21 protein-coding genes are annotated in these 13487 nt (G+C 39.0%); 3 read left to right on the top strand and 18 right to left on the bottom strand.

Annotation, left to right across the window (positions count from 1 at the left end; all coding sequences use genetic code 11):
- Positions 1-22: 22 nt before the first annotated feature.
- From DP73_RS23955 to DP73_RS13570, 3 genes are all read right to left on the bottom strand, one after another.
- Positions 23-286 (bottom strand): YcxB family protein, encoded by a 264-nt coding sequence (locus tag DP73_RS23955; protein WP_242865763.1) that lies wholly within the window; start codon positions 284-286, stop codon positions 23-25.
- A gap of 383 nt (positions 287-669) precedes the next feature.
- Entirely contained in the window at positions 670-1116 is a 447-nt protein-coding gene (locus DP73_RS13575; protein WP_034600207.1) for a GNAT family N-acetyltransferase, read from the bottom strand.
- Positions 1117-1217: 101 nt separating this feature from the next.
- On the bottom strand, positions 1218-1832 hold the full coding sequence (locus DP73_RS13570) for a LysE family transporter (protein ID WP_034600259.1): 615 nt from the start codon (positions 1830-1832) through the stop codon (positions 1218-1220).
- A gap of 253 nt (positions 1833-2085) precedes the next feature.
- Here DP73_RS13570 and ilvD point away from each other — a divergent pair, with 253 nt between their 5' ends.
- A complete protein-coding gene (gene ilvD / locus DP73_RS13565; RefSeq protein ID WP_034600205.1) occupies positions 2086-3741 on the top strand; it encodes a dihydroxy-acid dehydratase in 1656 nt (551 codons plus the stop codon).
- 63 nt (positions 3742-3804) lie between these two features.
- On the opposite strand, the gene DP73_RS13560 is transcribed toward ilvD, so the two are convergent.
- From DP73_RS13560 to DP73_RS13545, 4 genes are all read right to left on the bottom strand, one after another.
- The gene (locus DP73_RS13560) at positions 3805-4233 is read right to left on the bottom strand and encodes a GNAT family N-acetyltransferase (RefSeq protein ID WP_034600203.1); all 429 of its coding nucleotides are present in this window, start codon (positions 4231-4233) and stop codon (positions 3805-3807) included.
- On the bottom strand, positions 4230-4988 hold the full coding sequence (locus tag DP73_RS13555; RefSeq protein WP_034600202.1) for a YoaP domain-containing protein: 759 nt from the start codon (positions 4986-4988) through the stop codon (positions 4230-4232). Before DP73_RS13555 ends, DP73_RS13560 begins: the two co-directional genes overlap by 4 nt.
- 66 nt (positions 4989-5054) lie before the next feature.
- A complete protein-coding gene (locus DP73_RS13550) occupies positions 5055-5531 on the bottom strand; it encodes an MGMT family protein (RefSeq protein WP_034600200.1) in 477 nt (158 codons plus the stop codon).
- A 16-nt stretch (positions 5532-5547) separates the two neighbouring features.
- On the bottom strand, positions 5548-6213 hold the full coding sequence (locus tag DP73_RS13545; protein WP_034600199.1) for an NAD-dependent epimerase/dehydratase family protein: 666 nt from the start codon (positions 6211-6213) through the stop codon (positions 5548-5550).
- 107 nt (positions 6214-6320) lie between these two features.
- On the opposite strand from DP73_RS13545, the gene DP73_RS13540 reads away from it, so the two are divergent.
- A complete protein-coding gene (locus tag DP73_RS13540) occupies positions 6321-6575 on the top strand; it encodes a DUF6143 family protein (protein ID WP_282432683.1) in 255 nt (84 codons plus the stop codon).
- Between the two features lie 82 nt (positions 6576-6657).
- Here the strand turns inward: DP73_RS13540 and DP73_RS13535 are convergent, their stop codons facing one another.
- The 6 genes from DP73_RS13535 to DP73_RS13515 all read right to left on the bottom strand — a co-directional run bounded on the left by DP73_RS13535 (position 6658) and on the right by DP73_RS13515 (position 9846).
- Positions 6658-7047: a hypothetical protein gene (locus DP73_RS13535; RefSeq protein ID WP_034600198.1), complete on the bottom strand. Its 390-nt coding sequence runs from the start codon at positions 7045-7047 to the stop codon at positions 6658-6660.
- A 112-nt stretch (positions 7048-7159) separates the two neighbouring features.
- Positions 7160-8062 (bottom strand): PhzF family isomerase, encoded by a 903-nt coding sequence (locus DP73_RS13530; protein WP_034600197.1) that lies wholly within the window; start codon positions 8060-8062, stop codon positions 7160-7162.
- Between the two features lie 39 nt (positions 8063-8101).
- Complete coding sequence (locus DP73_RS13525) at positions 8102-8635, bottom strand: hypothetical protein (protein WP_034600195.1); 534 nt, start codon at positions 8633-8635, stop codon at positions 8102-8104.
- Positions 8636-8657: 22 nt separating this feature from the next.
- Positions 8658-9260: an NnrU family protein gene (locus tag DP73_RS13520; protein WP_034600194.1), complete on the bottom strand. Its 603-nt coding sequence runs from the start codon at positions 9258-9260 to the stop codon at positions 8658-8660.
- Positions 9261-9479: 219 nt separating this feature from the next.
- Positions 9480-9653 (bottom strand): hypothetical protein, encoded by a 174-nt coding sequence (locus tag DP73_RS23475; protein ID WP_165574413.1) that lies wholly within the window; start codon positions 9651-9653, stop codon positions 9480-9482.
- Between the two features lie 16 nt (positions 9654-9669).
- Positions 9670-9846 carry a 4Fe-4S binding protein gene (locus DP73_RS13515; protein ID WP_034600193.1) on the bottom strand — a complete coding sequence of 59 codons (177 nt, stop codon included), beginning with the start codon at positions 9844-9846 and terminating at the stop codon, positions 9670-9672.
- Between the two features lie 203 nt (positions 9847-10049).
- Here DP73_RS13515 and DP73_RS13510 point away from each other — a divergent pair, with 203 nt between their 5' ends.
- A complete protein-coding gene (locus DP73_RS13510; protein WP_034600192.1) occupies positions 10050-10274 on the top strand; it encodes a hypothetical protein in 225 nt (74 codons plus the stop codon).
- An 86-nt stretch (positions 10275-10360) separates the two neighbouring features.
- On the opposite strand, the gene DP73_RS13505 is transcribed toward DP73_RS13510, so the two are convergent.
- The 5 genes from DP73_RS13505 to DP73_RS13485 all read right to left on the bottom strand — a co-directional run bounded on the left by DP73_RS13505 (position 10361) and on the right by DP73_RS13485 (position 13418).
- Positions 10361-11215 (bottom strand): Mrp/NBP35 family ATP-binding protein, encoded by an 855-nt coding sequence (locus tag DP73_RS13505; protein ID WP_034600191.1) that lies wholly within the window; start codon positions 11213-11215, stop codon positions 10361-10363.
- Positions 11216-11353: 138 nt separating this feature from the next.
- Positions 11354-11728, bottom strand: coding sequence for a NifB/NifX family molybdenum-iron cluster-binding protein (locus tag DP73_RS13500; protein ID WP_034600189.1), 375 nt, complete (start codon positions 11726-11728; stop codon positions 11354-11356).
- A gap of 87 nt (positions 11729-11815) precedes the next feature.
- On the bottom strand, positions 11816-12268 hold the full coding sequence (locus tag DP73_RS13495; RefSeq protein WP_014903640.1) for a DUF134 domain-containing protein: 453 nt from the start codon (positions 12266-12268) through the stop codon (positions 11816-11818).
- Between the two features lie 226 nt (positions 12269-12494).
- Positions 12495-12782: a metal-sensitive transcriptional regulator gene (locus DP73_RS13490; RefSeq protein WP_242865762.1), complete on the bottom strand. Its 288-nt coding sequence runs from the start codon at positions 12780-12782 to the stop codon at positions 12495-12497.
- Positions 12783-12836: 54 nt separating this feature from the next.
- Positions 12837-13418 (bottom strand): lytic transglycosylase domain-containing protein, encoded by a 582-nt coding sequence (locus DP73_RS13485; RefSeq protein ID WP_034600187.1) that lies wholly within the window; start codon positions 13416-13418, stop codon positions 12837-12839.
- Positions 13419-13487 lie beyond the last annotated feature (69 nt).

Raw genomic sequence — 13487 nt, 5'->3', positions numbered from 1 at the left:
AGATCGTCTCCTCAAGAATAATTTAGTTGTTTGATTTCCCCTTTTGTTTTAACAGTGCCAATATCTCATTCTTTTTATCCAAGTTTTCAAAAATTCTATTCGGAATAATATGTGCTGAATTGGCATTTACATATACATAAATATGTTCTTTGTCTTCAACAATATCATGTATTTCATTATACTGAGTCTTAGCTTCACTGTTCTCACTTAGATCCACGATCCCCGTGTTCGACAGGGTTAAGTCGTGTCTTCCTATTACACTTTGGTTTTTACCTTGTTCCAGCATCCTTGAGATTTTCCTTGTGACAATCTTCCTTATCCGTTTAGGGTAAAATGCAACCCAATATAAATACAACAATATACAGACAGTTAGCCAATACTCAAAGGGTATAGTACTAAAGTTTCTCAGAATAAAGGGTAAAATCAAAAAGGATAATGAGAGAATATACCGTTGTAAATAAAACGACCTCCGAGATAATTTAGAATAGGTAATATGGAAAATATTAAAATCAATTAGATCCTGCTTATTCAGTTCATACTTTAAATTCATAGTCGTCTCCCTTCAATCTCCTAACACTTGCCATTCCTTTATGGATAACTGACGTAAAGAATCATTCAGTCATCCAATATTCTACCATAATTTTTAACAATCCAGACTCAATTAATTCTCTAATTGTCAGGATGAGTTAGTTTCTTTTTATAACCCATATGAGTATTAGGATCATATCCTGCAGATTCGTAAAATTTACAGGCATCAATCCTGTTACGCTCAGTTACTAGAATTATCTGAGAACAGTTCTTTTCAATGCCCTTTTTTTCTAACTCTGCAATTAGTAGTTTGCCAACTCCATTATTTCTACAACACTCGTCAACAATCATATTTTCCAACACCAAAAAGGGCCGGCATTCTCCATATAACTCCCCACAGATTACCCCCATTACAGAACCCATTAACTGATTGCCTTCAACTGCACTAAGCATAATGTGGGAACCACTTTTTTGTATTTTCCTAAGCCCTTCATACATCTTTTCAATGCATGATTCTTCATTCCAAAACTGTTTATATAACCGTGCTAACTGTGGAATATCATCAGTAATCATTTCACGAACAATCAGACTAAAACCTCCCCTCTTAAAACTTAGGAATAAATAGTGGTCACAGCAATAAACTCTTGCTCAACGCTGGAATTATGCCTTGTTGAAAGAATTCAATGTCTTTATTCCCAAGTCATTAGTGCTATTAGACCAAAAACAATAATGATTAACCCTGATACCCGATTGACCCATAATAATCTGGAGTCACTAAATCGTTTCCGAAATATGTTTATCGTAAAACTTAAGAGCATCCACCACGAACCCGACCCGAGAAACACTCCCAATACTAAGCTAAACGAAGATAGATAACTTGATTTATTCGTCCCGAGACCTAATCCAGCAAAAACACCCACAAATGCAATAATGGTCATGGGATTGGTAAGCGTAAGTAAGAATGTTGAAAGGTAATTGCCTAATAAACCATAATTATTGACTAAAGTTGGATTTTCAGCCGGTCTTTTAATAAACGTTCGAATTCCGAGATAGCATAAAAAGATCCCCCCAACTATCCTCAGCCAAGCTTGGTGCCCTATTAGAAAGCTTGTGATCACGGTTAATCCCAACCCTGCTATCATACCATAAGCAGCATCTGCTGTCGCAGCGCCAAGTCCAGACAAAAATCCAGCCATCCTCCCATATTCCAAAGTACGTCTTATACACAATATGCCTATTGGGCCAACCGGCGCGGCAATAGAAAATCCCAAAATGAATCCTTTAAGAAAAAAATCTGATTCCACTATGCTCAAATCCTCTCGCTCCGGATTGATTAAACTAAGGAAAACTTCCATCAATTATGTTCTTGAAACACTCCCGAATTTCCTTTAGTATTATAAACTCTGGCCATCTGTATTTCTGATTAAGTATTGAACTATCCGCCTTTCTTAGGTCTTATGTCTTGGTTTTAGGTATATTGTTTTTTTGGTTATAGACATTGGACATCATACAATCTATAATATAATCATACATCAAGAATGAAAGGGTGTTTAAATAATGAATAGTGCTGCAGTAACCAGAACTTCGCCACACCGTGCATTATTAAATGCGTTGGGTTTAACCAACGAAGAAATGGAACGTCCCTTAATCGGTATAGTTAGTTCTAAGAACGATATTGTCCCCGGTCATATGAATCTGGATAAAATTGTTGACGCAGTTAAATTAGGCGTCGCCATGGCTGGCGGTACACCCCTTGTTTTCCCTGCGATTGCCGTCTGTGATGGGCTTGCCATGGGGCATCAAGGAATGAAATATTCCCTTGTTACAAGAGAATTAATTGCCGACTCTACCGAAGCCATGACATTGGCTCATGCCTTTGACGCTTTGGTAATGGTTCCAAACTGTGATAAAAATGTTCCCGGACTATTAATGGCTGCCGCAAGACTAAATATCCCTACCATATTCGTCAGTGGCGGACCTATGCTTGCCGGGAAAGTGGATGGTCATAAAATTAGCTTTTCCAATGTCTCAGAAGCTGTCGCCGAATTTCAAGCAGGAAAAATCACTAAAGAAAAACTACTGGAATACGAAAACAAGGGCTGCCCGACTTGTGGTTCCTGTTCAGGAATGTATACCGCCAACAGTATGAACTGCCTCACCGAAGTCTTGGGGATGGGGTTAAAGGGGAATGGAACCATCCCGGCAGTTTATTCTGCTCGGATTCAACTGGCTAAGCATGCCGGCATGCAAATCATGGAACTGCTGAAAAAAAATATTCGACCAAGAGATATTATGACTAAGGAAGCTTTCGATAACGCTTTAACCTTGGATATGGCTCTGGGCTGCAGTACTAACAGTATGCTGCATCTTCCAGCCATTGCTCACGAATGCGGAATAGAATTAAATCTGGATATCGCTAACGACATCTCAGACAAGACACCCAACCTCTGCCATCTGGCGCCGGCAGGGCATAATTTCATTGAAGAGCTCGACGAAGCAGGCGGTATCTACGCAGTCATGAATGAATTGAATAAACTAGGTTTGGTAAATACGGATTTGCTTACCTGTTCAGGTAAAACTGTGGGAGAAAACATCGCCGGCTGTGTCAATAAAAACCCTGAGATTATCAGACCAGTAGAAAACCCATATAGTAAAACGGGTGGGATTGCTGTCTTGAAAGGAAACTTAGCCCCTGATTCCTGCGTCGTCAAGCGATCGGCAGTAGCCCCAGAAATGCTTAAGCATCAAGGCCCGGCAAGAGTATTCGACTGCGAAGAAGATGCTATGGAAGCTATCAATTCGGGGAAAATTGTCCCTGGAGATGTTGTCGTAATCCGCTATGAAGGTCCAAAAGGTGGCCCAGGCATGAGGGAAATGTTAAATCCTACTTCGGCAATCATGGGACGTGGCCTGGGTGAAAGTGTCGCTCTAATTACTGATGGACGCTTTAGTGGTGCAACCAGGGGAGCGGCTATCGGTCATGTTTCTCCTGAAGCAGCAGTTGGAGGTAACATTGCCTTACTCGAAGAGGGCGATATTATTCAAATTGACATTATGGCTAACACTATTAATTTCGCCATTAGCGACGCAGAACTTGAAAAACGCAGAGCAGCTTGGAAGCCGAGAAAGCCCAGAATTACCAGTGGATACCTGGCAAGATATGCCGCTTTAGTAACCTCAGGTAATAGAGGTGCAATCTTAGAATATAAGTAATAATAGTTTATATTAAAGCTACCACCTCAGGTGGTAGCTTTAATCATTCTTTTGAGCCGGGGTCTATTGTTCTATTACCATATTTATTACCATTTCGCCTGTTTCCTCTTGAACTTCTTGACTTACAGTTTTAAATCCATTATTAATATAAAATTTCCGAGCATTGATATTTTTACTATACACTCCTACATACAGTTGCCTTCTCATTTTCTTTGCCTGCTCAAGTAAACTTTTACCGATTCCTTTACCCTGTTTGTCTGGTACAACAAATAAGCCACCAATATAGTTTTCAAGTAACGAAATAAATCCCAGTAAATGATTATTTTCCTCAGCAACATATGTTTCCGCCTGGGGCAGATATTTATATCGCAACTCATCTTTATGGGATTCCCACATTTCCTTAGGAATAAAGTTATGAGCGATAATGCTGGCCTTGTACCAAATCTCAGTCAGTTCTTCTATATCAGTATCCTTTAGTTTTCGAATAATCATATTACCCCCAGATTTGACAATATCCTTTCGAACTTTTTATCTGAAAGGATTTCATTGGTAACAAAGTTACCATTGTAGAATAAGCTATAGGTTGTAAATGGTGCCGGTGCATTCCGGGCCTGTTCAGTGTTTTCATGCTTAATTACTCGAAAGCCAATCCCTTTTCTTTCTGCTATCTCCACAATCAACCCAACATACTTTTCTGTAAAAGGACATTGATTACTATAAAACAGTACAAATCCCTGTTCTTCAATTTTGGCGCTCTTTGCACATGACTTAAAGCATGGATTTTCATACTTCTCTTCAAAAGGAAGATACATAAGCTCGTAATACGGTTGAGCTGTGTCAGCTAACAAAAACCCTTTATGCCTTAAATATTTCGGGTCTGATAAAAAAGGCATTTTCTTTTTCGACGAAAGAGCAACCAGTCCTTTCTTCCCCTTGGTTTCACTATCGTTTATACATTCAGTTATAAGCTTATTAGCTATCCCTTGACCTTTGAATTGACCTGAAACCCAAAGGCAGTTAATGAACATATACCCCGGCGCTTCTATAGGGCACCAGGCCTTTTCAGCAGGGATATATTCAATAAAGACTTTTCCTCTAACATCACCTTTTTTAAATACAAGACCCTCTGCGAAACGATCTGCCATCCATGCTTTCTTTGAAGAAACCTGAGAATCTGTATTATTCGAAATGGCACAGCAGATATGTTCCTTGTCAAGATTTTCTTGGCTGATTGTTATAATGTTCATCAAGGCTCCTCCAATTACAAGCTAAAAATCACCGTAAAACAAAGATGATATTGAAAATGTCCTATGTTATGAAAACTTAAACAGGGCTTTCTCAAAATCTTTTACAAAGCAGCGCTTGCCTTTCTTGATTACCTCATGCCCTTCCATCTCTAACAACATTTTCTGCTGGTCAATTCCCCCGGGGTACTTGTCATTTAATTCCCCACCTTTTTTCAAGGTACGCCAGTAAGGAGTTATATCCTTGCTTCCCAAAGCTTCGCGTTCTTGTGAGGCATTTGCTGCAATGTTAATGAAAATTCCTGCAGTAAGATGACAAGTATAGTCAGCCTCATGCTTCAGAGCTAAGTAGTTTCTAATTCCATCGGAAGTAATAACCTTCCCCTCCGGGATTCTTTTCATTACCTCGTCATATTCCTTCGGAGCTGCGATAAGCATGTTTCCGCATCCAAAACCCTTAGCCATCTTATTATCAATACCTATGAATTCGATCTTGGGCAAGTCTCCGGAACTATTAAGTTTCTCGTTGAAAGACTTTTTTGCCATATCCACCCCTCCATATTTATATCAAAGATATTTCTTTTATTGCATCCGATCGATAGGTATAAATACCAGTTTCTTTCCCTTGAGCAGCCTTATACATTCCTAAGGCAACTGTTTTAGCTTCAATAGGTTTATACTTTTTCAGCCTGCCTACAAAGGCAAATGAAATTCCTTTTGCTAAAACTTCTGCTGCCGATTCACCCAATCTAACCTCCTTTCTATCTCCAAGCAACAACGAGGGTCTGAATATATGTAATGAATCAAATCCTATCTCTTTCAGATTTTCTTCAAGAAGCCCTTTCATACGTGAATAGAAAACTTTGGAATGGAGGTCTGCTCCCATTGAACTGACAACGAGAAACTTAACTGCTCCAAATTCCTTTGCAAGCTTGCTTATTTCCAGCGGATACTCAACATCTACTTTTTTAAAGTCTTTCCGATTTCCCGCTTTCTTTATGGTCGTTCCTAGACAACAAAACACATCGTCCACCTTAAAGCACTCTTTATGCTGAGCCAAATTTTCAAATTCAATTACATGCTCTTCAAGCTTCAGATGTTTGAAACCCAGGGGTTTTCGGACGAGTATCTGAACCTTTTCGTATTCCGGAGCACTTAACAAGCAATTGAGTAATTCTCCGCCAACTAGCCCACTTGCCCCCAATAAAAGTGCAGACTTTCCTGCCATTGATAATACTCCCTTTCTTGATTAACCTTTGCTCCTAAATGGGGGTCTATCCTTATTTCATCTCTATCGTTGAGATGAAATCTACTATAGTACTTGTTGGTTAATTAATCCCACATCCGGTACCAAAAGTGGGTGTGCAGTTCAACCAAAATGTCACTGGAGTTCCAGTTGGCGGTATTAATGTCTTTGATCGAATAGTTTCTTCTGGCGCAACCCTTGTCAGTGAAGAGGACGGAAAGTTAATCTTCCCCTCCGGAGGTAATTTAGTACTTTTGCTAACCTCCCCGGGATCGGTGCCAATGACATTTTCGGCAATAGTGGCCTTTGGCTGGTGGGAAGAGAAAGGAAAGCATTGTAAGTAATAAGGAACTAAGAACTAATTGCTAAGACCGTCGCCCTTCCCTTAGTTCTTAGTTCTTTTTTTATCTAAGCTTAATCTTAAGATTAATTATCATTACATTCACTTTTTCCTCTAACTAGTTCCCATCCATTTAAGCCTATATAAAAGCTTAATGCAAATATCAACCAATCAATTTCAGTATAGTCGCCATTAACGACATACCACAATGCAATCAAACCGATAAGAATCGGTAAGAGTATATCCGCCCAAAACAGAATTCCTGAGATTACTTGATCGTTTGAGATGCTCTTCGTTTTCCGGTTAGGAAAGATCAGCCAAATCATAACTGCAATAGCCACTCCAAGTAAAGGTGCTTTTAAAAAGACTTTTACTACCCAGGACATAGGATAATTCAATATTCCATGAAAAAAGAAAGCTAAATAAATTACCGTACCAAAGATGATTGCCAAAATCCTCCCTTTCCCTACAGACATTTATTCTCCCTCACTTTCAACAAACTATGATGTGCACTATAAATTATTTACATCGATCTTAAAGGAATTGTCTTCTGAATAGGATTCGTCCTAATAACCTGATAGTGTCTATTTAAATTTCAATTTCTGTTTTAAAGACAATAACCGCTTCCCCGCCAATTTTGACTTGTTCCGGCTCGCCTCTCTGTAAGCGAACCGTCACCTTTACCAGACCGCTTCGTCCTATTGCGTACCCTTGCTCACCCGTGAAAGAAAAGCTTAAGTTATTATGGTTAACCAAGCCATGTTTAACTAAATACGCTCCAAGAGGACCGTTAGCGTTTCCTGTCACCGGATCTTCGTTAATACCAATAGCTGGGGCAAACATTCTTCCATGAGTTAAAATATCTTTGCTTTCTGTATCTAAGGTGAAAACAAAAAAGCCGTTGCAATTAATCATTTTGCTAATTTGAGCTAATGCTAACAAATTTGGAGTCAACTCGTTCAATCTTAGTCTGCTTTTAATTCCAATCATAACTTTGGAATGCCCTGTTGAGACGATTTGAATTGGACATCGTTGATCTAGTTCATCTTCTCTTAATCCTAGGGCATTAACAATATCCTCTCGATTCTTTACAGCAAGTTGTGGATAGAACTCAACTTTGCCTTGAGTCATCATAATGGAATAGTCATTACCCTCTTTAAAGATTTCAACAGGCAAAACCCCAATTCCAATCTTCTGGATTACGGTTGAAGAGCTTAGGTTATGTACTATTGCCCGAACATAGTGCGCTGCAACAGTGGCATGTCCGCACACCGGCACCTCAGTTTTTGGTGTGAAATATCTTAATCTCACCTCATGATCCGTCCCATCGGGTTTTAAGATAAATGCCGTTTCTGAATTATTTAATTCTCGAGCAATATGCAACATTTCTTGATCTGTTAGCTCATCGGCATTCAGAACTACTCCGGCAGGATTACCTTTAAATTTTTCGTTAGTAAATGAATCAACCTGATATATTTTTAGAGTTCTCATTCAATTCTCACTTTCCAATTATTATTTAAGCAATGATCCTCATAATGACTTAAGAAATCGCCTCTGCGGGTTATCATCACCTTTGATAGCTCTTAAACTCAATATCATTTTACTTATTATAAACGACGCAATATACGGAAATGATCCTGCCATGATAACGAAGTGTGCCAGTTGGTAAGACGGTCTGCTCCATATATCATAGGTATTTCTTTTTGCGATTAAGGAACTTAAGCAAGACTCAAGTATATCCTGTGGCAACACTTCAACCAAAGCAAAGAGAAACATTGAAATTAGCACTACAATTCCAGTCACAAAGTTCATGGAAAAGGCAACTTTTTTGTAATCCCCATTTAACGCCGGAAAAACCCATACGCTTAAGAAAGCCGCCGCTGTCAAGACGATCAGAGCTATGTAATGGTAAAAATCAAGATTGACAGTTTGTATCTGGTTAATCATTATCACCATACTTGCCAAGGGTAGTAGAGAGAGGATCAATATATGATTTAAAAGTTTTAGAGGGGTTTTCGATAGGTACCCTGATATAAATATAATCAGACCATCTAGAACTATCATCTTTTACCTCCATTTAATATCTCTATTTCCATTTCTTTAGGAACGGAACCAACGCCGGTACGTCCCTTTGATATTCGATGTACGCAAAACCAAATTCCCTGATTAGTTTCCTTTCTTCTAACCAAATTCCAATAAGTATATAGATAGTGAGGATCAAATGAACGAGTACATCCGCCCTTGTCGAGTCTAGGCTCCACATGAATACTATCGTTGCCAAATACATCGGATGGCGAACTATCCCTAACAAGCCCTTTTTAGTAATCTTCTGTGGTCGAGCAGAATTCATTTTAGTATTAATGTTCATAATCTGACGAATACCGACAAACTCTAAGGCATCGTAGCTCAGGAAAGCCCAGATTATCATGACACTTGAAGTTATAAGTAAGATTAGTTGTAGAATCGTCCACGGCGGAATAAAGTTAAGAATCAAATCGGAATCAAGGGATTTTGTGATTGAAAACAGAACAAGGAATAATGAAATGGATAGTAGATTATATCCTAATCTGTAAAAAGCAAAATATCTTCCCATTACTCTCTTTGCCCAATTAGTAAATTGCAAACTAATAAGAGCACTATGGATAATCCCGAACCCAGACCATATTGAACTAATAATTAGATACTTCAAATTATCCTCCACAAATCTTCCTAAGCACTATGTCATTTCAATCAATTATTTTAATCTAATTCAACAAATAATTACATTTCCCTTTATACCATTCCAATTAATTCCCAAATCTCAGGTAGTACTTTATACTGAAGCTCTAGTTGGCCAAATGGATATAAAAATCAGCCTCCATTGCTGAAGGCTAAATAGACTTAACTTATTTAGGGCGATTCATGTATCTCATTTGGTATAATTTTTTAGCATACGTAGCAACTGCTCTCGTTCCTCTTCTAAATCCTCTCGCTCTGCTACCAGCTTTGGCTGCACGGAATGATAAGGCCAGCGTGCTTTTAAATCTGCCAGTTTTTCCTCCACATGGTCAAGTTTTGTTTGCAGGTCTTCCTTCGCATCCATTGTTCTTCAACTCCTCTTACGCTCTAAAAGTAATTGCACCATGCATACAAGAATCCATACAAGCTTCACATTCAATGCAAACCCTTGGATCTACAACCGCAAGGTGCGAAAACATTGTGATCGCTTCAACGGGACAGGCGTTGACACAACGTTTGCATCCCAGGCAAAGCCTTTCTAAAATAAATGCAGCCATGGCTCTGACTCCTCTCCTGTTTAGTCAAATTTAGCGACAACCCCTATATACCCCGGTACGGTACATAATTCCAATATATTCGCCTCATTCTCATTTGTCAACCCCAAGAAAAAGTTCTGACCAATCAGTCACAAATCCGACATAAATAATTACTAAATTGTAATATAATCAGATAATTAAGGCAAAGGGGGGGGATTTGTTTTATGAATATTTCCGAATTAAGCTACCAAGATTTGAATAAAAAGTTACAACTATTGTTAGATGAGCTAGAAGAATTAGAGGAAGAACGTAGTTTCGTCCTAAAGCAAACCGGATTACATCTACCGGGACATACAGTGAAAAAGTATGAAGCTGAAATTCAGTCTCTTAAAAGTTCTATCGAAAAAGTAAAGTCTGAACTAGTTCTACGAATGTCAAATTTACCTTAAAATACACAAATGGATGCAGGAAGCTTTTCTAACAAAAGGGATTGTAACAACTAGATAGTTGCTACAATCCCTTGTTAATCGTTCAATTAGGCTAGATTCTTATCACTTGATAATTTAATTTGTTCAGCTAAGCTACGAGCAATTTGATCAAAGTCAGCAGACTGGTAGTCTTCAATTTTACCATCATCTGATAATGTTGCTAGCGCCGGATCCAGTGGCAAGGAGCCCAAGAAAGGAATAGCGGTACGCTTTGCTTCTTCCTCTCCTTGAGGTTTTCCAAATACCTCTATCTTTTTGCTACAATCCGGACATTGCACATAAGCCATATTTTCTACCAGCCCATAAATGGGAGGTTCATAATTTCTAACCATTTTAATAGCTTTCCGTACTACCATATTAGCTAAAGCTTGAGGACTTGTTACCATCACAACACCATTAATCGGTAGAGATTGGAATAATGTGATTGCCACATCGCCTGTACCAGGAGGCATATCAATCAAAAGATAGTCTAATTCTCCCCAAATAACATCCTTCCAGAACTGATTAACAACTTGAGTGATCAGTGGCCCTCTCAAAATTACAGGATCATCTTCGTTTTCAATCATAAGGTTGAGAGACATGACCTTGATCCCGCCACGACTGGTTGGTGCAATAATCCCACCTTGGCTTGCGCCAGCCCGTTCCTTAATTCCGAAAATCTTTGGAATGCTTGGTCCAGTTATGTCCGAGTCTAGAATTCCAACTTTAAATCCTTGACGCATCAGGCTTACTGCTAACATACTGGTTACGGAAGATTTACCAACTCCACCTTTACCACTCATAACCGCAATTACTTTCTTAACGTTGCTGGCTTTCTGAGCCTTAGTTAATTGGGGCGCACTAGAACAAGTTTCTGTGTTGCATGAACCAGCTGCAGCACAGCTATTACATGATTCGCTCACTTTACTACCTCCAATATTATTACTAAATTATTCTTATTAGATAAATGTAACCAAAAATTATCTTACTCCCCAAAATCTTCATTTGTCAAGGTTATCCTTTTGTCGAGCCCTTACTCCTAGTATCGCCGTAAAACTTGCTTAGTGATGATCGTGATGGTGACCATCTCCATGATCGTGTGAACAAACTGAACCCGTACTTATGATCTTACCTAATGCATATCGGTTTGCAACATCTGCCACTTTCCCGGATGCTCCAGAAACAACTTCAAGGCCTACAGCATTCAGACCATTAATCATACCTCCGCCAATACCACCGCATACTAGGACTTCTACCCCTTTGCTTTTAAACATATTGGCGAGTCCGGCATGCTGATGTTGGAGACCCGTAGAACTTAGTAATTCTACAAAACGAGCTTCATTTCCCTCAATCTCAAAGACAGTAAATCCTGCAGCTCGTCCAAAATGTGGGTCTAGTTCATCACCATTTGTTGGAATTGCGATTTTTTTAGACATATTATACCCTCCATATCATCATAATGTATCTTTTTAGTTAGTCTGAGGAAAAAGAACTAAATGAATATGTTGCTGTTACATGTTCTATTAACCTTCAGACGAATTCCCACAACAGTCACCTTTGCTGTGCCCAAGTTTTACTTTTTTCATACTCCCGCATTTAGGGCATGCAATTTCATAGCCATGTTTCCCACCAGTTGCACAGGGTTCTGCTTCCCATACATTTCCGCATCCAATACACTCAAACACACGATTTTTCATCAAATAGTGACCACCTCGAATAATTATAGGTCGCCCTTCAACTAATGCAGAAGCAATTTTCGACCTAGCCGCTCCTAAAATTCGCTGAAACGTAGCTCTGGAAACCCCCATAGACGCTGCACACTCAATTTGATCCAAACCCACCTTGTCTTTAAGACGAATGGCTTCTAACTCCTCTAGGTTAATATTTATTTCTTCTAAACAAGATTGTCCCAGTGGAATGAAAGTCTGGCAGACTAGTGCATCGTCGATTAGGCCACAACAACGTCGCCTTGGCATCAAATCAGCTCCTTTTGGGCATATGCTCAATTAAAGTATATCAAATTTCCTGAATAAAGCAATTAAATTTCGGCTTTAAAATAAAATATTTATTTAGAATTAACTTTTATCTCTTCCCCCACAGAAACAGAACGAGGAACACCTACTTACAAGGAGTGGGGTCGTAAATAATAAAACTAAAAAACCGCCCTCCTTAAAAAAGAGTGACGGCTAATGTCCGAATGTTTTACTGGTTAAGTTTCATAAGTGTTTCGATAGCATTATTCAGAACCTCTTGCCGATCCTCTCCGGAGTCAATGGCATCTAAAAGACAGGAACTGGCATAACGTTGAGCTATAATCACAGATGTCTTATGAACTGCTGAGCGAATGGCAACAAGTTGCAAAAGGATATCTTCACAACTTTTCTCTTCCTCTATCATGCGCTCTACACCTGAGATATGTCCCCGTACAGTCTTTAGACGAGTTAGGATTTTTTGAACTTCTTCCTGATCAACCTCTTTCAAATGATACATTCCTTTCACCTGTAATGATACCTATCTTAACGCTTATCGGAGTTACTATCCAAGTTATGTACGATAAAGCTTAATGTATTTTTGATAACTTTTAAAGACACGCTGCACATAATCACGGGTTTCTTTAAAGGGAATATCCTGTTGCTGGATATTATTCGGGTCAATTTGACCGGATTCAATCCATTCTTGAACATGCCCTCTTCCACCATTATAAGCTGCAATCACTAAAGTTTGATTGTTAGAAAATAACTTTTTCAGACTAGCTAGATACCATGTTCCATATTGAATATTCTTCTCCGGATCAAGTAGATACTCATCACTATACCCCTTATCTCCAACACTTTGGGCTATGGATTGAGCTGTACTGGGCATTAACTGCATTAGTCCTACTGCACCCTTATGAGATTCTGATTGGGGGAGAAACTTACTTTCCTCTCGGATCACAGCAAGAACCAATAAGGGATCCACTCCGTATTGGGAAGCATACTTTTCAATGATTGTCCGGTGAGGGTATGGATAGATAATCTTCTGTAAATCTACTAATTGAAAAATGCTATAAACTGCCAAAATACATAGCACAATAACTATGCTAATTTGCCGGCCATTGATCTTACGCTTCAAATTCTTTTTAGCCATCCCATCTCCTTCTCACAATTAAGAAAGGTATTTATCCTTAGTCTATTTTCTCAAAGTCGTCTATTATGT

Origin of the sequence: Desulfosporosinus sp. HMP52, assembly GCF_000765145.1 — a bacterium.
Classification (GTDB): Bacteria; Bacillota; Desulfitobacteriia; order Desulfitobacteriales; family Desulfitobacteriaceae; genus Desulfosporosinus.
Note: the sequence above shows the minus strand (reverse complement) of the source record. Positions and strands in the feature narration are given on the sequence as shown.